The sequence below is a fragment of the Aestuariivivens sediminis genome (genome assembly GCF_022662105.1).
In the GTDB taxonomy this organism is placed as follows: Bacteria; Bacteroidota; Bacteroidia; order Flavobacteriales; family Flavobacteriaceae; genus Aestuariivivens; species Aestuariivivens sediminis.
In genome coordinates this window covers 65,491-88,545 of sequence record NZ_JAKMCP010000002.1, presented here as the reverse complement: position 1 = coordinate 88,545, position 23,055 = coordinate 65,491, and the positions used below count along the sequence as shown (strand labels likewise).

Here is a 23,055-nt window from a genome sequence, read left to right as displayed (position 1 = left end):
AACTTAGGTGAAGTCAGGAATGATGCAAGACCATCGCTTGTTTCGCTATTTCCAATTCTTCATTTGTTGGAATGACCAAAATGTTTACTTTGGAAAGGGAAGTGTTTATGGCCCTAATTCTATTAGATTTTTCTTTGTTTTTAGTATCGTCCAAAACAATTCCCAAATAGTCCAGGTCATGGCAGACCATTTGTCTGATTAATGCAGAGTTCTCACCAATACCAGCTGTAAATACAATAGCATCCAAACCATTCAATATAGCAGCGTAGCTTCCAATGTATTTTTTTATACGATAGGTATTCATTTGTAAAGCCAATTGGCAATATTTATTGCCTTTTTGAGCTTCAGCTTCGATATCTCTTAAATCGCTATAGCCCGTTAACCCGAGCATGCCGCTTTTTTTCTGGAGTAAATCGCTGATTTCTTCTAAACTATAATTTAGTTTTTTGGCCAAATAAAAAATAATGGATGTATCGATATCCCCCGACCGGGTACCCATAATCAATCCTGAGTTTGGTGAAAACCCCAAGGAATGATCAATACTTTGACCATTTTTAACAGCGGTCATACTGCATCCATTTCCTAAATGAATGGTAATGATTTTTGAATGGGAGGTGTCTAAATACGCGATGGCTTGTTCTGAAACATATTTATGGCTAGTCCCATGAAATCCATATAACCGAATTTGGTAGTCGTCCAAAAATTGGTTAGGGATGGCATATTTGTAAGCATATTCCGGGATGGATTGATGGAAGGCTGTATCGAAAACCGCCACTTGTTTGGCCTTGGGAAATATGGCTTCAGCAACTTCAATTCCTTCTAAGTTAGCTGGATTATGTAAGGGTGCTAAGGATGCCAAGTCCTTAATTTTGGTTTTAACCGTTTCAGTAATTACAGTGGTATCACTAAAATGCTTTCCGCCATGGACGACACGATGTCCAACAATGTCAATATCATCCGCCGATTGAATAATTCCTGTATTAGCATCTAAAAGCTGATTGGCCAGTAGTTCCAATCCCGTTTTATGATTTGGGATAGAGATAATAGATTCCGTTTTATGCGCAACAGTTTTGTATACGAATTTAGCATCTTCAAACCCAATACGTTCAATCTGTCCTGAACATAAAATATGTTCCTCAGGCATGGAAAACAATTGAAATTTTAAGGATGAACTACCAGAATTTAATACGAGTACTTGCATGATTTAAAAATCTTGAGCTTGAATGGCGGTTATGATCACCGTGCTGTAAATATCATCTGCGGTACAGCCACGGCTAAGGTCATTCACCGGTTTATTCAGGCCTTGCAGCATGGGGCCAATGGCTAAAGCTCCTGTTTCCCGTTGTACGGCTTTATAAGTATTATTACCTGTATTCAAATCGGGAAAAATCAACACACTTGCTTGACCGGCCACTTCCGAGTCCGGTAGCTTACTTTTACCGATCCGCATATCTACGGCTGCATCGTATTGTATGGGGCCTTCAATTTTAAGACCGGGGAATTTAGCTTTTGCTATTTCGGTGGCCGTTCTTACCTTATCTACATCGGCACCTTTACCGGAGGCCCCTGACGAATAGGATAACATAGCTACTTTAGGTTCTATACCAAAATCCTTTGCGGTTTGGGCCGATGAAATAGCAATTTCGGCTAATTGTTCTGCGTTGGGATTGGGGTTGATGGCACAATCCCCAAATATACATACACGGTCTTCAAGACACATAAAAAAGACCGATGATACAATATTCACTCCAGGTTTTGTTTTGATAAATTGCAGGGCAGGGCGAAGTGTATGTTGTGTGGTATGGACAGCGCCAGAAACCATCCCGTCTGCATGGCCTTTGTAAATCATCATAGTGGCAAAGTAGGACACATCAGTCATCATATCCCTGGCCATTTGTAAATTAACATTTTTATGCTTTCTTAACTCATAAAAGGTTTGTGCATAATCTTCAAAATAATTAGATCTCGCCGGATCAACAATATTTATTTTAGTAAGGTCTAAAGGGATATCTAATTTAGATATGCGTTCTTTAATTTTGTCAACTTCACCAATTAAGGTAATATCGACCACTTGCGAATCTATCAGTCTGGCCGTTGCTCGAAGTATGCGTTCGTCATATCCTTCAGGAAGGACAATATGTTTTTTGTTCTTTAAGGCCCGTTGTAATAAATTGTACTGAAACATTCTGGGAGTGAAAATTTCCGATTTAAAGGTAATCAAGTCATTTGCCAGTTTTTCAGTGTTTACATATTTTTCGAATGTGGCGATCGAGGTCTGGATTTTATCAATATTTTCCGCATAAATTTTGGACTTTATTTTTCCAATTTCGTTGGTAACTGCAAATGTGCCGCCCTCAACGGAAATTATCGGTACAATACTGGACAGACCTTCAATAAGTTTTAAAATAGGAGGTTCCGGAATTAAACCACCTGTTAAAATAATACCGGATATTTTCGGATAATTTTTAGAGATATTGGCTTGTAATGCGCCCAAAATAAGGTCGGCCCGATCACCAGGGGTAATAACTAAACCGTTTTCCTTTAAATGGATAAGATAATTACGTAATTGCATAGCGCCAACACTGAAACTTTCAGACTGGTTATTTATTAATTCATTGCCAAAAAGGATAGTACCATCAAGGGTTTTTACAATTTCTTTTATCGTCGGGTTTGCTAAACTCTTTACCTTGGGAATAACATAAATATCGGTGTTATTTGCTATGCGATTTTGTAACTGGGTTTGTAACGCTGCAGCCAGGTACCCATCAATTTTATTCGTTAATATAGAGAGGACATCAACCTCCTCTTTATAGGTGTTAAATGCTAATTGGACGCTGTCCACAATGTCTTCAAGACTTCTATTGTCACCTTGTGCCACAATGATAACCGGGAGCCCCAGGTTTTTTGAAATAAGGATATTTATGTCCAATTCCAGACTTGAATTTTCATGTGAAAAATCAGTGCCTTCCACAAGGACAAAGTCAAAACGGTTTTCAAGTTTTTTGTATTTCTTAATGATATCATCTATGACATCACCCGATCTACCCTGATTGTATAAATTAAGGACCTCACTTCTGGTAAAAGCATAAGTTTTCTTATAATCGATATTCAGATCAAAATAAGACAACACCGTATTAATATGATTGTCTTTTTCATCGTTTTTGGTATCTTCTATAATAGGTCGAAAATAACCTACTTTTGCCGTTTTTCCCAAGAGCATACGCATTAAACCCAAAACAACTAATGATTTTCCACTGTTGGGCTCAATAGTAGCAACATAAATTCCTTTGCTCATAATACCTCGTATTTAGTACTGCAAAATTAAGTTCTATAGTTTAAGACAAAGCTGATTTTTGTCATGCATACTGTAAAATAAAATTTAGTTTCATTGAAAGATTTTACTTTATGTCAATCCATTTAATGTCAAATCACGAAACAGATGCTCCAAGCTTGCATTTTTTTGATTTAACTGGAGGATTTTTAATTGGTTGTCGTGAGCAAAATCAAAAACATGCGAGCGCATGTCTTCAGATGTTTTAAACGTTATTTCATATACAAAACCATGGATGTTATCCACATGTTTTACTTTTGGTAATTGCAATAAAAAGGCATCTTCAACACGAAAATCGAATTCTACAATGACAGTTTGTTCTTTATCACCGCGAAGATCTTTAAGTTTTTTATCCGCTACAATTTCACCTTTGTTTATGATGATCACGCGATCGCACATGGCTTCAACTTCCTGCATAATATGGGTGGAAAGAAATACAGTTTTAGTTTTTCCAATGTCCTTTATTAAATGTCTAATATCGACCAATTGATTAGGATCTAACCCTGTTGTGGGCTCATCTAGAATGAGGACTTCGGGGTCATGTAATAAGGCATTGGCCAAACCCACCCTCTGACGATACCCCTTAGAGAGTTGACCGATTTGTTTATGCGACTCTGAAGTTAAGCCCGTACGCTCGATAACTTCAGTTATTCGGTTTTTGGATACCTTAAATATAGAAGCGTTAAAGTTTAAATATTCTTTTACAAAAAGGTCCAGGTATAAAGGATTATGCTCGGGTAAATAGCCTACGCTGTGTTGAACCATTTTGGGGTTGCTCAAAACATCATACCCATTTACTTTCGCACTACCACTACTAGGATTGAGGTAAGTTGTTAAAATTTTCATCATTGTAGATTTTCCGGCACCGTTAGGACCTAAAAACCCAACAATTTCCGGTTTATCAACTTTAAAGGAAATATGGTTCAAAGCGTTTTGTGGACCATAAAATTTTGATAATGCTTTAACCTCTATAGACATATATAATATTTAATTATTCAAAAGTACATGAATTTTTTTATATAAAAATTTACATAAAACAAATGAATTCATTACATGGATTTACCCCGTGTTAGCTCAAGGAAACCTTATTTTTTTAAATTTCAGATATAGAATTAAATATTTTACATAAGAAAAATATTGATTATCCAAAGGAAGGAGAACTTTGTTGTAAAATCTATAAAGTTTTTAAAAAAAATGAAAAAAAAGAATTCAAGTATTTTTATTTTTTAAAATATTAGTTACTTTAGCCACGTAATTATGACAACAACAGTATTTTATACATATTATAACAACTGGTTTTATTTCTTTTTTAGTTAAAGAAACGGGGCGTTGTATGTATAATTTATAATATAAATTTAATATGGGTCTCGATGAAAATCGGGACTTTTTTTATGATTAAGACGGTAGCCATACAAGGTGTAAAGGGATCATTCCACCATATTGTATCCCAGGAGTTTTTCAACAAAAGTGTTGAGGCAATTGAATGCTTAACGTTTGACAGGGTGGTCGAGGCCTTGATTAACTTGGAGTGTGATGCGGCCATTATGGCATTGGAGAATTCCATTGCAGGTTCAATTATTCCCAATTACGCGCTTATTGATAATTATAATTTGCACATAGTTGGAGAACACTACATTGATATTCAACATAATTTAATGGTGCTACCGGGACAAAACATACAAGACATCGAAGAAGTGTATTCGCACCCCATGGCTTTGTTGCAATGTAAGAACTTTTTTAAGACATATCCGCATATTAAACTCGTTGAAGATAAAGATACGGCAGAAGTGGCCCAACGAATTAATAAAATGCAATTAAAGGGAGTTGGTGCCATTGCGAGTACTATGGCAGCCAATATATTTGAATTGGAGATTTTAGCCCATAGTATTCAGACTATAAAACATAATGAAACCCGTTTCGCTATAGTAAAAAGGACCAATTCTGAAGTACCGGAAAATGAAATTAACAAGGCATCCATTAAATTTGAAACAGACCACAAGCGTGGTAGTTTGGCAACGATACTAAACGTTATGAGTGACTGCAAACTTAATTTGACGAAGATTCAATCGCTACCAATTGTTGAAACACCATGGAAATATGCTTTTTTTGTTGATGTCACTTTTAAGACTTATATGGATTTTAAAAAAGCAAAATCGGTAATAGAAATTATGGGTCATAATTTAAAAGTATTGGGAGAATATAAAAACGGGAAGTTATGATTGATGTATCAAAACGATTGCATACGGTTGAAGAGTACTACTTCTCAAAAAAATTACGGGAGGTCAATTTACTTATAGCGAGCGGGAAACCCATTATTAATCTGGGTATTGGCAGTCCTGATCTGAGTCCGCCACAAAAGGTGGTAGATGCCATTGCGAATAGTCTGTTTGATTCTAATGCCCATAAATATCAAAGTTACCAGGGACTTCCCGAACTTAGGGATGCTATGGCCGGTTTTTATAAAGCGCATTATCAAGTGAACCTGAGTCCTAAAACGGACATTTTACCGCTTATTGGCAGTAAGGAGGGCATTATGCACATTTCGATGGCCTATCTGGATGAAGGCGATGCTGTATTGATTCCGAATCCGGGTTATCCAACCTATCAGTCCGTTACAAAATTGGTTCAGGCCACTCCAATTTTTTATGATTTAGATAAAAGCCATAACTGGCTTCCAGATTTTGAGGCTTTAGAACAATTAGATTTAAGTAAGGTGAAATTAATGTGGGTTAATTACCCCCATATGCCAACGGGTGCGGTACCTACGGAGTCTGCATTTAGGAAATTGGTCGATTTCGCAAAACGACATAACATTTTAATTGTTAATGATAATCCATATAGCTTTATCTTAAATGATACTCCAAGGAGTATACTTAGTATTGAGGGAGCCAAGGAAGTGTGCTTGGAATTAAATTCTTTGAGCAAAACTTTTAACATGGCTGGATGGCGTGTAGGTATGGTGGTTGGTCATAGTGATCATATTAACAATATTCTAAAAGTTAAGAGTAATATGGATTCTGGAATGTTTTATGGCATACAGAAAGGAGCCATTGAAGCTTTGAAATGTTCAAAAATGTGGTTTGTTACACTTAATAGTGTGTATAAAAAAAGACGTGATTTGGTATGGCAACTTGCGGAATCTTTAAACTGTACTTATGATAGAAATGCGACCGGACTGTTTGTTTGGGCAAAACTACCGGCTTATGTTAAGGCTGAAGAGTTTATAGATTTGGTGCTTAAAGAACACCATATATTCATTACACCAGGAACCATATTTGGAAGCCAAGGGGAAGGGTATATTCGTTTTTCCTTGTGTGCACAAAACGAAGATTTAGAGGAAGCAATAGCAAGAATAAAATAAAATTTTGGGATACACCGTAGTTTGAAGTTAGTAAAATTAATAATTAAAAATCACCTTCCCTTTAATTAGGTTTGGTAAGGACATGAAGCAAATATACACCATAGGAGTAGGCTTGATTGGCGGAAGTTTAGCGAAGGACATTAAACGGATTGATCCCGGGGTGGTTATTCATGGTATCAGTAGAAAGGACACTACCCTTAATGAGGCTTTGTCATTACATTTAATAGATAAGAAGGCCTCCTTAGATGATATCTCTAATGCCGATTTGGTCATTGTGTCTATTCCGGTGGATGCTACCGTAAAGTTATTACCAACGATTTTGGACAGGATATCAGATAATGCCCTGGTCATTGATGCGGGCTCTACCAAAGAAGCCATTTGTAAATCCGTAGAGGATCATCCAAAGCGTAGAAATTTTTTGGCCATGCATCCTATTGCCGGGACAGAATTTTCAGGGCCCAGTGCTGCGATGGATAATTTATTTGTTGGTAAAACAAATATCATTTGTGAAGTAGAAAAAACGGCTTTCAAACTGCAGGAAAAGGCCTTGAAATTATTTGAAGCTATTGGTATGCGCATTCGCTATATGAATCCTGTGGCGCACGATAAACATATTGCTTATGTGTCGCATTTATCCCACATCAGTTCATTTATGTTGGGTAAAACAGTTATTGAAAAAGAAAAGAATGAACGTGATATTTTCGATATGGCAGGCAGTGGATTTGCTTCAACGGTGCGTTTGGCAAAAAGTTCGCCCGAAATGTGGACCCCAATTTTCAAACAAAATAAAAATAATGTTATTGAGACCTTGGAGGAATTTATAAACAATCTGATTCACTTTAAGACCTTTATGGAACAAGATGATTTTGAAGCCATTTTTAATGAAATGAAGGAAACCAATCACATTAAAGATATTTTAAACGGCATAATTTGAATTTTGACATAAATAGTAAATATTAAAACTAAAATAAATTTATAATTAGATTTTTCCCATATGGGAAAATGTCTGAAAGACAAAAGGGATATGGAAAACAAGAAAGAAATGAGAACCTGGTTAGATGATTTAAATTTAGATCATCCCTTAGTAATTGCTGGGCCATGTAGTGCCGAAACTGAAGAGCAAGTACTGAAGATTGCACATGAATTGAAAGATACCGATGTAAATTATTTTCGTGCTGGCATCTGGAAACCCAGAACAAGACCGGGTAATTTTGAAGGTGTAGGTTCATTGGGACTAAAATGGCTGCAAACCGTACAAAAAGAAACAGGGATGAAGGTCTGTACGGAAGTAGCTAATGCGACTCATGTTAAATTGGCATTAGAGCATGATGTCGATTTACTTTGGATAGGAGCGCGGTCAACGGTGAGTCCGTTTATCATGCAAGAAATCGCTGATGCTCTGGAAGGTACCGAAAAGCCCGTTTTAATTAAAAACCCGGTTAATCCGGATTTGTCTCTGTGGTTAGGGGGAATTGAGAGAATTTACAGTTCCGGGGTAAAAAATATAGGCGCCATTCATCGTGGGTTTTCAACCTACCAAAAAACCAAGTATCGTAATATACCCGAATGGCAACTGGCTATTGAATTTCAGAACAGGTTTCCCGATATTCCTTTGATAAATGATCCTTCACACATTACAGGTCGAAGAGATATGATTTTTGACGTATCTCAGGAAGCGCTGGATTTAAATTTTGATGGTTTAATGATAGAAACACATCACGACCCTGACAATGCCTGGAGTGATGCTGCACAACAAGTTACGCCTTCAACCTTGATACAAATTATGAGAGATTTGAAAATAAAAAAAGAAACCGATGCAGAGGCAGAATACGTTAGTGCCTTGAATAATTTAAGAGCTCAAATAGATGTTGTGGATAATCAAATTATAGAATTGTTAGGAAAGCGTATGCAAGCTGCAGATGGTATTGGTGCCTTAAAGAAGAGTAGAAACGTGGCCGTATTGCAGTCCAAAAGATGGAATGAAATTTTGGGTAACATGGTATTAGAAGGTGAACAACATGGATTGAGTGAGGAATTTGTATTACGGATGTTTAAGGCCATTCACCAGGAATCCATTAATCATCAAGAAAAGATTATTAACGGATAGTGTATAAAAAAAAGCCCCATTTTTATGGGGCTTTTCAATTTTGCAAAGGGTGTTATTTATTCCGTTTAAAGATATATCGGGTTATAAAAATACCTTGGTTGTCATCCTTTCCCGAATCACTTTCAACGGCGCTCGTTACAAAAGCCAACTCCCAGCCTGATTCAATCATGGCATTTATCTTGGAACTTACCACAGCGTCATTTGCCGCTATATTTTGAAATCTTATACCAGCGATGTTATAAAAGTTAAGCAGTTTGGTTTCTTCAAAATCCTTGACACGAATATCACTTCTTTTAGATTTGTTTCTTGTGTTGTCTTCTTCGGTTTGTTCAGAGGTAAAATCCTGATAATCCCTTTCTCCTTCAGCCGAAATTATCCGAGATCTACCCAGTCCACTTGGCACAATAGATTCAACACTGGTAATAATTTTGTATTCAATTTGAGCATTGGTGTCCATAAAAGTGAAAAGGCCAATAACCAAAACAATAAGTAATTTTTTCATGTTTATATGATTTTTAAGAATAAAACGCCTAATTTAATCATTTTTAGTATACGCCAGTCTTCTCGAGGATTTTCTCATTAGTATGTTTATTAAATCTTCTGTTGAACTTCCTAAACTACCGGAAACCTTTTTATTATAGTTCCATAATAGTACACCATCTTCTGCATTATGGACACTCATGTTAACAACAGCTTTGTTGGTGGAACCCCAAAACCCAACAAGCAGTCCCAATGCAACAGAGGCCCCTTCCGACATCGGTTTGTTCGTTTCAAACTCCCCTGATATAACAGCATCAACTTCGAGAATTTTTGCCAATTCCTGCGGGGTAAATTCGTTTATGTTATCATAGTCAATATCATTCCTTTTTAGAACAACATTGGTGGTTTTGGGATCTTGGACTTGTAAGGTTTGTAATTTACCGCGTGTTTTCCTTTTTAAGAACCAAGAGTACATTGCTGTTTGAATGCCTTCTCCCTCCGATTTTTCAATCCGGTGCAATTGGTCATTATCCATATCCTTCATTTGCTTGGGTCGGAGTTCCACCTGCGTTTTAAAAGGAACAACTGCAATGATTTTATGAGATTTTGCGATGTCATCAAAATCAGGATTTTCGTAGAGATTTGTTTGACTTTGGACATTAATTATAAAGGCCAAAATAAAAATAGAAGATAGCAGGTTTTTCATATTGTTATGTTTTTTAAAAATTGTGAGGCAAGATAAATATTTTTCTGGTAATAAAAATTACTTATTTTAAACTAATTTTGAAAACTATGACAGGCATTGTATATAAATCTACTGGAAGTTGGTACACGGTTAAGACCGAGTTAGGGCATGTATACGAATGCCGGATTAAAGGAAAGTTTCGTATCAAAGGAATAAAAAGTACCAACCCCATTGCTGTAGGGGATATCGTTGATTTTGAACTTGAGTCCGGCAACGATATGATTTCCGGGATCATTAATCATATACATGACAGGAAAAACTATATCGTGCGAAGGTCCGTTAACCTGTCTAAGCAAACCCATATTATAGCGGCAAATTTGGATCAGGTGTTCTTAATGATAACCATTAATAACCCACCGACACTAACCAGTTTTATCGATCGATTTTTGGTAACAGCGGAGGCCTATTCCATTAAAGCGATTTTACTGTTTAATAAAATGGATACCTACGATGAAGAAACGTTGTTGGAGGTGAAATATTTGGCTCATCTCTACCGAAATATAGGTTACGAATGTATAGCGGTTTCAGCTAAAACCGGGAAGAACATTGAACAGGTTAAAGCGCTCATGAAGGGAAAAGTTAGTATGTTTTCCGGACATTCAGGTGTTGGTAAATCGACTTTAGTGAATGCCATAGAACCCTCTTTAGATTTGAAAACCAAAGAAATATCCAGTTTGCACATGCAAGGTCAGCATACCACTACTTTCGCTGAAATGTTTGATATTAGCTTTGGTGCTAAGATTATTGACACACCGGGAATAAAAGGTTTTGGAGTGGTAGACATGGATAATGAGGAAGTGGGGGATTATTTTCCTGAAATTTTCAGATTGAAACAGGACTGTAAATTTAATAATTGCTTACATATCCAGGAGCCACAATGTGCAGTAAAAAAAGCTTTAGATCATGACCAATTGGCGTATTCACGTTACCGAAGCTATTTGCAAATTCTTGAAGGTGAGGACGACACGTACCGAACTGATAATTGGGAAAAGGCATGAGAGTTGTTATTCAAAGGGTTTCAAAAGCTGGTGTTACCATTAAGGGAAAAGAAGTGGCTTCCATTAGGCATGGACTGGTCATCCTTTTAGGAATTGAAAACGACGATAAACTTGAAGACATTATTTGGTTGTCCAAGAAAATAACACATCTTCGTATCTTTAATGATGAGGACGGAGTGATGAATACATCTGTAAAGGATATTAATGGAAATTGCATTGTAGTGAGTCAATTCACACTGCATGCCTCGACAAGGAAAGGGAATAGGCCCAGTTATATCAAAGCCGCAAAACCCGATGTTGCCATCCCCCTTTATGAACAGTTTATAAAACAGTTGGAAAATGATCTCGAAAAGCCTGTCCAAACCGGTGAGTTTGGAGCGGATATGAAAGTGGGTTTAGTTAACGACGGACCTGTAACAATACTAATAGATTCTAAAAACAAGGAATAATTTATAAAATGAATATACAAAATGCACAGCAGGTAGTAGATAACTGGATTAAAACTCACGGTGTACGCTATTTTAATGAGCTTACCAATATGGCACAGCTAACAGAAGAAGTGGGCGAGGTAGCCCGAATTATAGCACGCCGCTATGGTGAACAAAGCGAAAAGGAAAGCGATAAAGGGAAAGATTTAGGTGAGGAATTGGCGGATGTATTGTTTGTATTGTTATGCCTGGCGAATCAAACGGGAACCGATTTACAAAAAGCATTTGATAGCCGCATGAATAAAAAAGCAAAACGCGACCACGACAGGCACCACAATAACGAAAAATTGAAATGACCGTGTTTAAAGGAATATTTTGCTAAAGCCTCCAAAAAAAAACAGGAAATTCCGTAGCATTACTATCCATTATCGAGTAAATTTGCCTGCTTTAAGCGTAAGGCACTTTTTACAATGGATATTACACTATACAAATCAAAACTCGTTAACCAACGATCCAAGGTCACTATAACCGGTTCTAAAAGTGAAACGAACCGATTGTTGTTGCTTCAGGCCCTGTATCCGGAATTAAAATTAAGCAATGTTTCAAATTCTGATGATAGTATTTTAATGGCAAAGGCCTTAGGCTCTGAATCTGATGTTGTTGATATTCACCATGCTGGAACCGCCATGCGCTTCTTAACGGCATATTTTGCCATCCAGGAAGGTAGGGAGGTTACATTAACGGGCTCAAAACGGATGAAAGAACGGCCCATTAAGTTATTAGTAGAGGCCTTGCAAACCTTGGGGGCCGATATTGTTTATTTGGAACATGAGGGCTATCCACCAATACGAATAAAAGGTAAACAACTCGCAAACCATAAAGTAACATTAAAAGCCAATGTAAGCAGCCAATACATTTCGGCATTGTTATTAATTGCTTCTCGATTGGAAAATGGCATAGAATTATATTTAGAGGGTGAAATAACATCTATTCCCTATATAAAAATGACCTTGAGTCTTTTAGACGAAATAGGAGTGGAATCCACATTTGTTGGACATACCATTACAGTAAAACCAAAGATCCAAGAGGTGACATCCAAAACCTTAACCGTAGAATCGGATTGGTCTTCGGCATCTTATTATTTTAGTATTGTTGCGTTGAGCGATGTGGGAACAGAAATCACCTTGTCTTCTTATAAAGCGAATTCATTGCAAGGAGATTCCTGTTTAGTGGAATTTTATAAATCCTTTGGCGTGGAAACAAAATTCTTCAATAATAAAATGACCCTTTTAAAATCGTCAATTGGCAATCCACAGTCATCCGTCGATTTTGATTTGACCCATGCTCCCGATATTGCGCAAACTATAGCTGTTACTTGTTTTGCATTGGGTAAGGCTTGTAATCTAACGGGTCTTCATACTCTTAAAATTAAGGAAACAGACCGATTGGTAGCCTTAAAAACAGAGATTGAAAAATTGGGAGGGGAGGTTTCCATCACAGAAAAGTCACTTCATCTATTGGCTTCAAAACAATTAAATGCACATGTGTCTATAGAAACGTATAATGACCATAGAATGGCTATGGCTTTTACACCTTTGGCGCTTAAAACTCCAATCACCATTAAGGATGCAATGGTAGTTTCTAAGTCCTACCCAACTTTTTGGAACGATTTACAATCTATCGGTTTTCAAATAACAAAATAAAAATCACCCATTTACTTGACAACCCCTACTTTGACATTGTATATTTGCACCTTTCCAAAAAAAAAGAATTAAATGAAATTATCAAACTTCGGTTTCAATTTACCAAACAACTTATTAGCAGAATATCCCTCAGAAAACAGAGACGAGTCTCGCCTAATGGTTCTGAACAGAAAAGAACAGACCATTGAGCACAAACAGTTTAAGGATTTAATAGATTATTTTAAAGAAGATGATGTATTAATTTTGAATAACACAAAAGTGTTTCCTGCCAGGCTCTATGGTAACAAGGAAAAAACGGGAGCTCGCATAGAAGTGTTTCTCCTCAGGGAGCTCAATGAAGATCAACGCTTATGGGATGTTTTAGTAGACCCCGCCCGTAAAATTCGTATTGGGAATAAACTGTATTTTGGTGATGATGATACTTTAGTGGCAGAAGTTATTGATAATACCACGTCCAGGGGAAGAACATTACGTTTCCTATACGATGGGTCTTATAAAGAATTTAGAAACAAACTTAAGGAGTTGGGAGAAACACCACTGCCAAAATACATTAAACGCGATGTTGAACCTGAAGATGAAGAACGCTACCAAACCATTTTTGCAAAAAATGAAGGTGCCGTAGCGGCACCAACGGCTGGTTTACACTTTTCAAAGCATTTATTAAAGCGTTTGGAAATTAAAGGGGTGAACTTTGCTGAAGTGACTCTGCATGTTGGATTGGGAACGTTTAACCCTGTTGAGGTGGAAGACTTATCCAAACATAAAATGGATAGTGAGGAATTGACCATTGATGCCAAAGCAGTCGATATAGTTAATACAGGAATCCGAAATAAAAAGCGGGTTTGTGCAGTTGGCACCACGGTTATGCGTGCTATTGAAAGTGCTGTGTCTTCGAATGGCATGTTAAATGAAATGGATGGATGGACCAATAAATTTATTTTTCCTCCCTATGATTTTAGTATCGCCAATTGTATGATCACTAATTTCCATACGCCAAAATCGACATTGTTGATGATGGTATCAGCTTTTGCCGGACACGAATTTATTAAACGTGCCTATGATGAGGCTATCAAGGAAAATTATAGATTCTATAGTTATGGTGATGCCATGTTGATCTTATAATTTTAAGCTCGATTAATTTTATTTATTTAAATAGGTTATAAAACCAAAAGCCTTGTTTTCAAGGCTTTTTTATGGCTAATTCCGGACAAAAAGAGCGCGGGTTATTATTTTGGCAATTCTATCTTCTCGTAGTCCTTAGAGAACTTTATGTGTACATTGATGTATAAAATCATTCACGTTAACAAAGTGCTTCAATGGGACGGTACAGAGCAGCGTTGAAGTATACCTAGATCACTGGCACTCACGAGAGCGCATTTTTACCTATTTTTACATCACATATGGTAACAAACAAAAAAGATATTCGAGCCTTATCCAAACAACAGTTAAGAGATTTCTTTATCAAGCAGGGCGATAAATCCTTTAGAGGAAATCAGGTGTATGAATGGCTCTGGCAAAAAGCGGCACATTCCTTTGAAGACATGACCAATATTTCAAAAGAAACCCGCCAGATGTTGGAGGATCATTTTGTGATAAACCATATAGAGGTCGATAGCATGCAACGCAGTAGTGACGGGACTATAAAAAATGCGGTTCGCTTACACGATGGCTTGATTGTGGAATCGGTTTTAATACCCACACCAACAAGAACCACAGCATGCGTGTCCAGTCAGGTAGGCTGTAGCTTAGATTGTAAATTTTGTGCCACGGCGCGCTTAAAGCGTATGCGAAATTTAAATCCTGATGAGATATATGATCAGGTTATCGCCATAGATAATGAAAGTAGGCATTATTACAACAGACCGCTCAGTAATATAGTATTTATGGGCATGGGTGAACCCCTTATGAATTATAACAATGTTATTAAAGCCATTGATAAGATTACTTCCCCAGAAGGTTTGGGGATGTCCCCCAGACGGATTACCCTATCCACATCAGGTATTCCTAAAATGATTAAAAAAATGGCTGATGATGGTGTCAAATTTAATTTAGCCGTGTCGTTGCACGCTGCTACAGATCAAGTTCGAACCTCTATAATGCCTTTTAACGACACATTCCCCTTGCAGGATTTACGGGAATCTTTGGAGTATTGGTACGCCAAAACCAAACGAAAAATCAGCTATGAATATGTTATTTGGAAAGGGATCAACGATAGCGAAGCGGATATTCAAGCATTTGTGAAGTTTTGTAAATATGTTCCTTGTAAAGTAAATATCATTGAATATAACCCTATCGGAGATGTTCACTTTCAACAAGCATCACCCAAGATTTTGGAACGTTACCTTACCGTATTAGAACAAAACAACATTGTGGTTAATGTGCGCCGTAGCCGCGGGAAAGATATTGATGCGGCATGTGGACAATTGGCCAATAAAAGTTAAAATATACCATTAAGTGCTGTTTCGATTGCAAAATATATTATTCCATCGTGGTCGCTGAGTGGGTGGAATCGAATTTTAAGCCAGCACCATTTATGGATGATTTATTTAAATTATAGTTTACTAAAACTTATATTTGACAACTCAAGATAGTTCAGTGAAAATTGTAGAGCAAATAAAACAGCCTATTGCCTTTGAAATGGAACTTTTCGAACAAAAGTTTCAGTTGTCAATGTCCAGTAAGGTCGCCCTTTTAAACAGAATCACGCATTACATTGTTAACCGTAAGGGCAAGCAAATGCGACCCATGTTTGTGTTTTTGGTAGCCAAAATGGTTTCCAACGGCGAAGTGATTGAACGTACCTATCGGGGAGCTTCGGTTATTGAATTGATTCACACAGCTACTTTGGTACATGACGATGTTGTAGACGATAGTAACCGTCGCCGTGGGTTTTTCTCCGTAAATGCCTTATGGAAGAATAAAATAGCCGTTTTAATAGGAGACTTTCTACTATCTAAAGGCTTGTTGTTATCCATAGATAACAATGATTTTGATCTGCTTAAAATTATTTCTGTGGCTGTTCGAGAAATGAGTGAGGGGGAATTGCTTCAAATCGAGAAAGCTCGAAAACTGGATATCACCGAAGCGGTATATTATGAGATCATTCGTCAGAAAACGGCAACCTTAATTGCGGCGTGTTGTAGTTTAGGAGCGGCTTCGGTAAAGCCCGATTCGCGGCATGTGGAAGAAATGCGAAAATTTGGAGAGCTTATAGGCATGGCCTTCCAAATCAAGGACGATTTGTTCGACTATGGAGATACAGCAATAGGGAAACCAACAGGAATTGATATCAAGGAACAAAAAATGACATTACCTCTTATTTATGTTTTGAATAATTGTGATTCAAAAGACAAAAAATGGTTAATTAATTCTATTAAAAACCACAATAGAGAATCCAAACGCGTCAAAGAAGTTATTGCTTTTGTAAAGACAAATGGAGGCCTGGAATATGCCATTTCAAAAATGAAGCAGTTTCAGTCTGAAGCCCTTCAAATGCTTGAAATTTATCCTGAATCTGAATTTAAAGAATCCCTAAAACTGATGGTAAATTACGTGATAGATCGGAAGAAATAGAAGATTATTAAAAGTTTTTCTGTAGATCATTTACGATTTATATGAAATTTTTAAAATAACCTTATTGTTGTTGTTGAACTTGTTGAATGACTTCCTGATTTTTACGGTAACTGTTAATGGTTTTATCGGATTTGTTAATAGGAAAAACCAAATTTTCGGTAGTACTTTTTACGGTACCAACTTTTACTTTTACAAATAATTCATCTTTGGCATTACCTTTATAGACCCCTTTAACCGGGGCACAATCATGGTAATCTCTGCCCGATGACAGTTTTACATGAAATTGGTTGGCAATTACATTATTGGTTGGGTCGATACCTAACCAACCATAAAATGGGATAAAAACTTCAATCCATGCGTGAGTTGCTCCCTCACCTCTGGTGTTTTCATCACTCGGACAAATATAACCGCTAACATAACGTGCAGGAATACCCGACATTCTTACCATTTGTAAAAGAATATTTGTAAAATCCTGGCAAACACCGGCCTTTAATTTCCAGACCAAATCCAGTTTAGAGTCTACTGCCGTTATGCCCTGAATGTATTTAAAATGATCATATATATAACCACAAAACTCCATTATAATTTTAAAGGGGGATAATACATTTAAATTTTTCGACTGGATCATGTCCAAAATCTCAGGGGTACCATCGAAAGTTTTGTATTTTAGAAAATCGATGAATTCTGTGTGGTGTTTAATGGATTTTAACTCATTCCATTGCTGGTCAATGGGAACCGAGTCCTCAGGATATAATCTTTCAGTGGTTTCTACTTCAACATCCGAAGAAATGGAAAGATAATTGTGGGGTTCGATAACCATAAAGGTACCTATGGTATTCTTAAAGGCATCCTGATAAGTTTCAATTTTAGGATTGTTACTTATCGTAATGTTTTGAGATAACACTTTTTGATAGTCATTTTCGACAGGAAACAACATTATTTGGTTAGCTCCGTCTATAACAAAATCGGTATAGGTGTATTTTGTTAAATGTTTAATATAAAACTTAGGCATTTTATTTGATTAGCTGGAATAGGAAAAATAAACCGTATTAATACTTAGTGAAATACTTTTAATGTCTTCTTTGATGTCCTTGATAAAATTTTCAAGTCCCTGCTCGTTAATACTTTCAATAGTAGTATATTTTATTGTACTTTCAAGTTTTCCAATCAAAAAATCCAAATTATTTTTTTCAAGCTCTTGAATTTCGATGAGCATTTGTATATGTTTGTTGAGTTTGTCGATGCAATATAATACGGATCTCGGAAATAATTTATCTTTAAAAACCATAGTAATGACATGGTTTTCATTAAAAGTAGATTTGTGCTTTTTGAGATACAATTGATAGCCCCCAATAGAGAGTAGCAAGTTTTTCCAGTAGAATGATTGCTCTAAACTATCCGAAGTGGTTGCTATTTTTACTAGTTTTAAAGCGGTAAAATCGGAAATTTGAATAACCCGTTCAAGAAATTTGCCAACATTCATGAAATTATAGGACGCACCGCGTTCCTGGGTAGTGTCCATAGTCCCAAGATAGGTGAGATGGAAACTCTTCAATTTTTCCAGGAATGCCACAGGGTCTTCATCATTTATTTTCTTGGATAAGGTCTTGTCCGTCAAAAACAGAAAATAATTATTGATACATAGCCATAATTCCCTTGAAATATGCTCCTGAACGCTTCTTGCATTTTCGCGGGCTCGTGTTACAATATTTAAAATAGAATTACTGTGATTGGGATTAAAAACCATATAATCAATACATTCTATGGCATCTTCGGTGGTGAATGGGTTGTCGAAATCCGTATAATTTTTTATAATGGGAGCCCATGGAAATAACTCCGGAGAATCTTGATTGGCATAAAAATTTACTTTAAGTAAACTTACAATGCTGTTACCTCGTTCCATATAACGGTCCAACCAAATGAGATTATTTGCTACTCTACTTAACATGTTTTTTCTATTTTTTATTATTGGATAACCCAGGTGTCCTTACTTCCACCTCCTTGAGAACTGTTTACCACTAAAGATCCTTTTTTAAGGGCCACTCGGGTAAGGCCTCCTGGTGTTATGTCTATACCATCTTTTCCAGAGAGAGCAAAGGGCCTTAAATCTACACAGCGCGGTGAGAGGACGCCATCTATACTGCATGGGGCTGTCGACAGTCTCAGGATTGGTTGTGCAATAAAATTGGATGGATTTTCACGAACCGTCTTTAAGTAATCTTCGATCTCCTTTTGAGAGGCCTCATGTCCCATTAGCATACCGTAGCCGCCACTGCCATCGGTTTTCTTGATCACCATTTTCTCTATATTTTTGCTAACATAATCGTAGTCTTCAGGAATGGCCAATTGGTAAGTTTCTATATTCTTTAATATAGGATCCTCATTTAAATAATATTTTATCATATCCGGGACATGAACGTAAATTGCTTTATCGTCGGCTACACCGGTACCGGGAGCGTTAACAATATTAACATTGCCTTTTCTATAGGATGCCATGACACCGGCTATACCCAGCGTACTTGAGGCATTAAACTCTAGGGGATCTAAAAAGGCGTCATCGACGCGTCTATAAATGACATCAACCCGTTTAAGGCCATTCGTTGTTTTCATATAAACAAAATGATCCTTTACCACCAAATCGCTACCTTCAACTAACTCAATGCCCATTAATCGTGCTAAGGTAGAATGTTCGTAATAAGCGGAGTTGTATATACCCGGTGTTAATAAAACCACATTAGGATTGTTTTGATCTGATAATTCACTCAGCTTTTTGTAAAGGATATTGGGGTAATTTGATACGGATCGGATGCCATTTTTTGGCAAAACACCTGGAAAAATCCGTTTGGAAATCTCCCTGTTTTCTAACATATAGCTTACACCGGAAGGGGTTCTTAAATTATCTTCGAGTACATAAAATTCACCATCATTATTTCTAATTAAATCCACCCCGGCAATGTGTACATAAATATCATAAGGGACATTAACCCCAACCATTTCCCTGAGGTAATTTGGACAGGCATAAATTAATTCGGATGAAATAATGCCATCCTTCAGGATAAACTGTTCATGGTATATATCTTTAATAAATAAATTAAGTGCCTTTAAACGTTGTTTTATGCCCTTATCTATTTTTTGCCATTCGTTTGAGGTAATTATTCTTGGAATGATATCGAAAGGAAATATTTTCTCAATACCTTCATTATCATTATATACGGTAAAGGTTACCCCTTGACTCATGAACAATTGTTTGGAAAGCTCCTCTTTTTTGTAAAGAACCTCAGGGGAGGTGTTTTTAAGAAAAGAACTTATTAAATCATATTGTTGTCGAATTTTCGTTTTACTAGCATACATCTCATCCCAAGTGTCAGGAAGTAAACTATATGAAGAAAATAAGGTCTCATTGGTCATAATCTTTTCCTTTTTCTAAATATAGTATTTTTTATTAAAAATTCAATAAAATTCTTATTTGTAAATGAATAAATCAATGTTTTGTATTTTTTCTTGCATATAATTTTAGAATTAAATAAAATAAATTGTTTTAATTATATTTTATGCATTTTATGATATCAGACAAGTAGATTTCAGCGTTATTTTCTGAATTTTTAAATAAAATAAAAAAAAGCGTTTATCCATGGAGTTGGTCACGGCTTTTCATTCTTAAAAAGTCGTTTGTAATAGGGTTGTTAGATGTGTTTTGGGGTAGAGAATTTTTGCTTACGAAAGAATTTAAAATACGAAAGCAGGCAATAGAACTTTATCCATGGCCTGCTTCTGCTATTAATCGGGTCTTAATCAGTTAGGAAAACAATGGTTTATATTTATTTCTATGATAATACAAAAGAAAAATATTAAGGACAGCAACAATTAAAGCCGTCCATGTTTTACTTAAATCATTGTCTGAGAGATTAAAAATTAAAAATGAAATAGAGAGTGGAAACAGCACGATTAAAATAAATGGTGTCCATTTATTAAATACCAATAAAAATCCAATAATTATTTCAAACATATATAAGTATGGCAAATATCCAACGACGGCATCAATAAAGTCCCGGGTGTTTTCAGGCATTTCACCATAAGTAAATGGAATAAAATGAAAAAATTGGTTAAGTGCATAAATTATTAAAAATAATCCCAATAGTATTCTTAAGGTAGTTGCTGTTTTTGAAGTTTCGGCCATGGCTTAATAAATTACGGTAATAAGATTTATTGAAAAATAAATAATCCATGACGTAAAGATAATTGGTACTTACTTTTTAAAATATGACAATAGTCATGTGTGAATTAATCTGCGAATTATATATTTTCATAGATTGGATAATTTCTAAAATCAATAGTTTATACTATTTTTACAGTTCTTATAACTTTATATTTTGATAGCACCATCTTCCATAGATCAAGTATTTGAGACAGCCCGTGTTGAGGAAGTCATTGGTGATTTTGTACAGCTCAAAAAAGCAGGTAGTAATTTCAAGGGATTAAGTCCCTTTAGCGACGAGCGTACTCCAAGCTTTATGGTTTCTCCGGTTAAGCAGATATGGAAGGATTTTTCAAGTGGTAAAGGAGGTAATGTGGTTACCTTTTTAATGGAGCACGAGCATTTTACCTACCCTGAGGCCATAAAATATCTTGCAAAAAAGTATAACATCGAAATAGAGGAGACCGAACAAACCAATGAACAAAAGGAAGCCGCCAATGAGAGAGAAAGCCTTTATTTAGTGAGTGAATTTGCAAATGATTATTTTCAAAAGATCCTTCATAAAACTGATCAGGGCCGATCTATTGGTTTAAGCTATTTTAAAGAACGTGGATTTTCCGATGAAACCATTAAAAAGTTCAATTTAGGATATGCATTAAACGAATGGCAGGCATTTACAGATGAAGCCCTAAAAAAGGGATATCATATTGATTTTCTTGAAAAAACAGGTTTGACCATTGTGAAGGATGATAAGCGGTTCGATAGATTTAAAGGACGGGTTATTTTTCCTATTAAGAGTATGAGTGGTCGGGTGTTAGGTTTTGGAGGGCGGATCCTCGTAAAAGACAATAAAGCGGCGAAATATCTGAATTCACCCGAAAGTGATATTTACCACAAAAGTAAAGTGCTTTATGGTATATTTCATGCGAAGCAAAGTATTGCGAAAGAGGATAATTGTTTTTTGGTAGAGGGATATACCGATGTTATTCAATTCCATCAAAAGGGAATTAAAAATGTCGTGTCTTCATCGGGTACGGCATTAACACCTGAACAAATTAGGTTGATCAATAGACTTACAAAAAATATTACGGTATTATTTGATGGCGATGCGGCGGGTATGAGAGCTTCCTTACGGGGTATTGATCTCATTTTGGAGCAGGGAATGAATGTCAAAGTGTGTTCATTTCCTGCGGGAGAAGACCCCGATAGCTTTGCCAAACAAAATTCATTTGAGGAACTCTCACTTTTTTTGGAAGAGCATGCGAAAGATTTTATCCAATTCAAAGCATCCGTCTTATATGAAGATTCCAAAAACGATCCCATTAAAAAAGCGGATACTGTCAGGGATATTGTAAACAGTATTTCTAAAATTCCAGATCGGATAAAAAAAGAAATATACCTTCGGGAATGTGCTCGAATTATGGATATTAGCGAGGCCGTATTGTTTAGTACCTTGGCACAGATTAACAAAAAGGAGTATCAGGAAGAAAACAAAAAATATAAAGCAGAACAAAAAGCCTTCGAGGTTATAAAACACAGTCAACCCATTGGAAAGGTAGATGTGCAATATGTCCTGGAACGAAAAATTATTGAAATCTTGTTGCTTTATGGCAATAAAGCGGAGGATTTTGAAGACCTCATACTGAAGGAAAATGATAAAGGAGAGTTAGTCTTAGAGCCTGTAATTCACAATGCGAAAGTTTTTGAAAAAGTATATTTGGATCTTCAGGATGATGAAATGGAATTTACTAATGAAAAATTCAAAAGTTTGTATTATACCATCATTGATGCTTTAAATCAAAACGCTGATTTTGAGCTTAAAACATTTATAAATTCCGTTGACAAAGAGATGGCCATCGAAATTACTTCGATTTTAATGGATGATGAACGTTATAATCTGGATAACTGGCAACGTATGAATATTTATCCGAAGGAAAAAAGGCATACCATTTCCCAGTTAGTTAGTGAGACCATATTAAATTTAAGGTGTTTTTTAATTGACAAAAAAGTAAAAGAATTTCAGATAGAAACCGAACAGGACAAGTCCAATTCAAATAAAAATATACTTGAGGAAGTTAAAGATTATTCCAGCTTAAAGATGTTACTATCCAGAAAACTAAATCGGGTACTTTAA

The 23,055-nt window shown here is 36.2% G+C and carries 21 protein-coding genes; 12 read left to right on the top strand and 9 right to left on the bottom strand.

Annotated features, from left to right (window positions below; translation table 11 throughout):
* Positions 1 to 13: 13 nt before the first annotated feature.
* The 3 genes from MR054_RS04830 to gldA form a co-directional block, all read right to left on the bottom strand.
* On the bottom strand, positions 14 to 1,201 hold the full coding sequence (locus MR054_RS04830; protein ID WP_242156534.1) for an acetate/propionate family kinase: 1,188 nt from the start codon (positions 1,199 to 1,201) through the stop codon (positions 14 to 16).
* A 3-nt stretch (positions 1,202 to 1,204) separates the two neighbouring features.
* Positions 1,205 to 3,295 carry a phosphate acetyltransferase gene (gene pta / locus MR054_RS04825; RefSeq protein ID WP_242156525.1) on the bottom strand — a complete coding sequence of 697 codons (2,091 nt, stop codon included), beginning with the start codon at positions 3,293 to 3,295 and terminating at the stop codon, positions 1,205 to 1,207.
* Between the two features lie 108 nt (positions 3,296 to 3,403).
* Positions 3,404 to 4,309, bottom strand: a complete 906-nt coding sequence (gene gldA, locus MR054_RS04820) for a gliding motility-associated ABC transporter ATP-binding subunit GldA (protein ID WP_242156523.1) — start codon at positions 4,307 to 4,309, stop codon at positions 3,404 to 3,406.
* A 413-nt stretch (positions 4,310 to 4,722) separates the two neighbouring features.
* Here gldA and MR054_RS04815 point away from each other — a divergent pair, with 413 nt between their 5' ends.
* From MR054_RS04815 to MR054_RS04800, 4 genes are all read left to right on the top strand, one after another.
* On the top strand, positions 4,723 to 5,550 hold the full coding sequence (locus tag MR054_RS04815; protein ID WP_242082521.1) for a prephenate dehydratase: 828 nt from the start codon (positions 4,723 to 4,725) through the stop codon (positions 5,548 to 5,550).
* Positions 5,547 to 6,692 (top strand): pyridoxal phosphate-dependent aminotransferase, encoded by a 1,146-nt coding sequence (locus MR054_RS04810; RefSeq protein WP_242156521.1) that lies wholly within the window; start codon positions 5,547 to 5,549, stop codon positions 6,690 to 6,692. Before MR054_RS04815 ends, MR054_RS04810 begins: the two co-directional genes overlap by 4 nt.
* Positions 6,693 to 6,774: 82 nt before the next feature.
* On the top strand, positions 6,775 to 7,626 hold the full coding sequence (locus MR054_RS04805) for a prephenate dehydrogenase (protein ID WP_242082519.1): 852 nt from the start codon (positions 6,775 to 6,777) through the stop codon (positions 7,624 to 7,626).
* A gap of 90 nt (positions 7,627 to 7,716) precedes the next feature.
* Positions 7,717 to 8,799, top strand: a complete 1,083-nt coding sequence (locus MR054_RS04800; protein ID WP_242157377.1) for a bifunctional 3-deoxy-7-phosphoheptulonate synthase/chorismate mutase type II — start codon at positions 7,717 to 7,719, stop codon at positions 8,797 to 8,799.
* 52 nt (positions 8,800 to 8,851) lie between these two features.
* Here MR054_RS04800 and MR054_RS04795 read toward each other — a convergent pair whose 3' ends face one another.
* Positions 8,852 to 9,301, bottom strand: coding sequence for a hypothetical protein (locus MR054_RS04795; protein ID WP_242156506.1), 450 nt, complete (start codon positions 9,299 to 9,301; stop codon positions 8,852 to 8,854).
* Between the two features lie 33 nt (positions 9,302 to 9,334).
* Entirely contained in the window at positions 9,335 to 9,985 is a 651-nt protein-coding gene (locus MR054_RS04790) for a hypothetical protein (RefSeq protein WP_242156504.1), read from the bottom strand.
* A gap of 86 nt (positions 9,986 to 10,071) precedes the next feature.
* Here MR054_RS04790 and rsgA point away from each other — a divergent pair, with 86 nt between their 5' ends.
* The 7 genes from rsgA to MR054_RS04755 all read left to right on the top strand — a co-directional run bounded on the left by rsgA (position 10,072) and on the right by MR054_RS04755 (position 16,726).
* Positions 10,072 to 11,022, top strand: a complete 951-nt coding sequence (gene rsgA / locus MR054_RS04785; protein ID WP_242156496.1) for a ribosome small subunit-dependent GTPase A — start codon at positions 10,072 to 10,074, stop codon at positions 11,020 to 11,022.
* Positions 11,019 to 11,471 carry a D-aminoacyl-tRNA deacylase gene (dtd, locus tag MR054_RS04780; RefSeq protein WP_242156488.1) on the top strand — a complete coding sequence of 151 codons (453 nt, stop codon included), beginning with the start codon at positions 11,019 to 11,021 and terminating at the stop codon, positions 11,469 to 11,471. The genes rsgA and dtd overlap by 4 nt, the downstream gene beginning before the upstream one ends.
* A gap of 8 nt (positions 11,472 to 11,479) precedes the next feature.
* Positions 11,480 to 11,806, top strand: coding sequence for a nucleotide pyrophosphohydrolase (locus tag MR054_RS04775; RefSeq protein ID WP_242156454.1), 327 nt, complete (start codon positions 11,480 to 11,482; stop codon positions 11,804 to 11,806).
* Positions 11,807 to 11,920: 114 nt separating this feature from the next.
* A complete protein-coding gene (locus MR054_RS04770; protein WP_242156452.1) occupies positions 11,921 to 13,153 on the top strand; it encodes a 3-phosphoshikimate 1-carboxyvinyltransferase in 1,233 nt (410 codons plus the stop codon).
* Between the two features lie 72 nt (positions 13,154 to 13,225).
* Positions 13,226 to 14,275 (top strand): tRNA preQ1(34) S-adenosylmethionine ribosyltransferase-isomerase QueA, encoded by a 1,050-nt coding sequence (queA, locus tag MR054_RS04765; protein ID WP_242082510.1) that lies wholly within the window; start codon positions 13,226 to 13,228, stop codon positions 14,273 to 14,275.
* A gap of 278 nt (positions 14,276 to 14,553) precedes the next feature.
* Positions 14,554 to 15,594 carry a dual-specificity RNA methyltransferase RlmN gene (gene rlmN / locus MR054_RS04760; protein WP_242156450.1) on the top strand — a complete coding sequence of 347 codons (1,041 nt, stop codon included), beginning with the start codon at positions 14,554 to 14,556 and terminating at the stop codon, positions 15,592 to 15,594.
* Between the two features lie 154 nt (positions 15,595 to 15,748).
* Positions 15,749 to 16,726: a polyprenyl synthetase family protein gene (locus MR054_RS04755; protein ID WP_242084443.1), complete on the top strand. Its 978-nt coding sequence runs from the start codon at positions 15,749 to 15,751 to the stop codon at positions 16,724 to 16,726.
* A gap of 61 nt (positions 16,727 to 16,787) precedes the next feature.
* Here the strand turns inward: MR054_RS04755 and MR054_RS04750 are convergent, their stop codons facing one another.
* From MR054_RS04750 to MR054_RS04735, 4 genes are all read right to left on the bottom strand, one after another.
* Positions 16,788 to 17,738 carry a transglutaminase family protein gene (locus tag MR054_RS04750; protein WP_242156441.1) on the bottom strand — a complete coding sequence of 317 codons (951 nt, stop codon included), beginning with the start codon at positions 17,736 to 17,738 and terminating at the stop codon, positions 16,788 to 16,790.
* 9 nt (positions 17,739 to 17,747) lie between these two features.
* A complete protein-coding gene (locus MR054_RS04745) occupies positions 17,748 to 18,674 on the bottom strand; it encodes an alpha-E domain-containing protein (RefSeq protein WP_242082506.1) in 927 nt (308 codons plus the stop codon).
* A 17-nt stretch (positions 18,675 to 18,691) separates the two neighbouring features.
* Entirely contained in the window at positions 18,692 to 20,134 is a 1,443-nt protein-coding gene (locus tag MR054_RS04740; protein WP_242156439.1) for a circularly permuted type 2 ATP-grasp protein, read from the bottom strand.
* A gap of 388 nt (positions 20,135 to 20,522) precedes the next feature.
* Positions 20,523 to 20,903 (bottom strand): DoxX protein, encoded by a 381-nt coding sequence (locus MR054_RS04735; protein WP_242156437.1) that lies wholly within the window; start codon positions 20,901 to 20,903, stop codon positions 20,523 to 20,525.
* A 193-nt stretch (positions 20,904 to 21,096) separates the two neighbouring features.
* On the opposite strand from MR054_RS04735, the gene dnaG reads away from it, so the two are divergent.
* Positions 21,097 to 23,055 carry a DNA primase gene (dnaG, locus tag MR054_RS04730; RefSeq protein WP_242156434.1) on the top strand — a complete coding sequence of 653 codons (1,959 nt, stop codon included), beginning with the start codon at positions 21,097 to 21,099 and terminating at the stop codon, positions 23,053 to 23,055.

Excerpts from the sequence above, each read along its gene's own strand:
- MR054_RS04830 (WP_242156534.1), bottom strand. The coding sequence starts at position 1,201 with ATGCAAGTACTCGTATTAAATTCTGGTAGTTCATCCTTAAAATTTCAA.
- pta (WP_242156525.1), bottom strand. The coding sequence starts at position 3,295 with ATGAGCAAAGGAATTTATGTTGCTACTATTGAGCCCAACAGTGGAAAA.
- gldA (WP_242156523.1), bottom strand. The coding sequence starts at position 4,309 with ATGTCTATAGAGGTTAAAGCATTATCAAAATTTTATGGTCCACAAAAC.
- MR054_RS04815 (WP_242082521.1), top strand. The coding sequence starts at position 4,723 with ATGATTAAGACGGTAGCCATACAAGGTGTAAAGGGATCATTCCACCAT.
- MR054_RS04810 (WP_242156521.1), top strand. The coding sequence starts at position 5,547 with ATGATTGATGTATCAAAACGATTGCATACGGTTGAAGAGTACTACTTC.
- MR054_RS04805 (WP_242082519.1), top strand. The coding sequence starts at position 6,775 with ATGAAGCAAATATACACCATAGGAGTAGGCTTGATTGGCGGAAGTTTA.
- MR054_RS04800 (WP_242157377.1), top strand. The coding sequence starts at position 7,717 with ATGGAAAACAAGAAAGAAATGAGAACCTGGTTAGATGATTTAAATTTA.
- MR054_RS04795 (WP_242156506.1), bottom strand. The coding sequence starts at position 9,301 with ATGAAAAAATTACTTATTGTTTTGGTTATTGGCCTTTTCACTTTTATG.
- MR054_RS04790 (WP_242156504.1), bottom strand. The coding sequence starts at position 9,985 with ATGAAAAACCTGCTATCTTCTATTTTTATTTTGGCCTTTATAATTAAT.
- rsgA (WP_242156496.1), top strand. The coding sequence starts at position 10,072 with ATGACAGGCATTGTATATAAATCTACTGGAAGTTGGTACACGGTTAAG.
- dtd (WP_242156488.1), top strand. The coding sequence starts at position 11,019 with ATGAGAGTTGTTATTCAAAGGGTTTCAAAAGCTGGTGTTACCATTAAG.
- MR054_RS04775 (WP_242156454.1), top strand. The coding sequence starts at position 11,480 with ATGAATATACAAAATGCACAGCAGGTAGTAGATAACTGGATTAAAACT.
- MR054_RS04770 (WP_242156452.1), top strand. The coding sequence starts at position 11,921 with ATGGATATTACACTATACAAATCAAAACTCGTTAACCAACGATCCAAG.
- queA (WP_242082510.1), top strand. The coding sequence starts at position 13,226 with ATGAAATTATCAAACTTCGGTTTCAATTTACCAAACAACTTATTAGCA.
- rlmN (WP_242156450.1), top strand. The coding sequence starts at position 14,554 with ATGGTAACAAACAAAAAAGATATTCGAGCCTTATCCAAACAACAGTTA.
- MR054_RS04750 (WP_242156441.1), bottom strand. The coding sequence starts at position 17,738 with ATGCCTAAGTTTTATATTAAACATTTAACAAAATACACCTATACCGAT.
- MR054_RS04745 (WP_242082506.1), bottom strand. The coding sequence starts at position 18,674 with ATGTTAAGTAGAGTAGCAAATAATCTCATTTGGTTGGACCGTTATATG.
- MR054_RS04740 (WP_242156439.1), bottom strand. The coding sequence starts at position 20,134 with ATGACCAATGAGACCTTATTTTCTTCATATAGTTTACTTCCTGACACT.
- MR054_RS04735 (WP_242156437.1), bottom strand. The coding sequence starts at position 20,903 with ATGGCCGAAACTTCAAAAACAGCAACTACCTTAAGAATACTATTGGGA.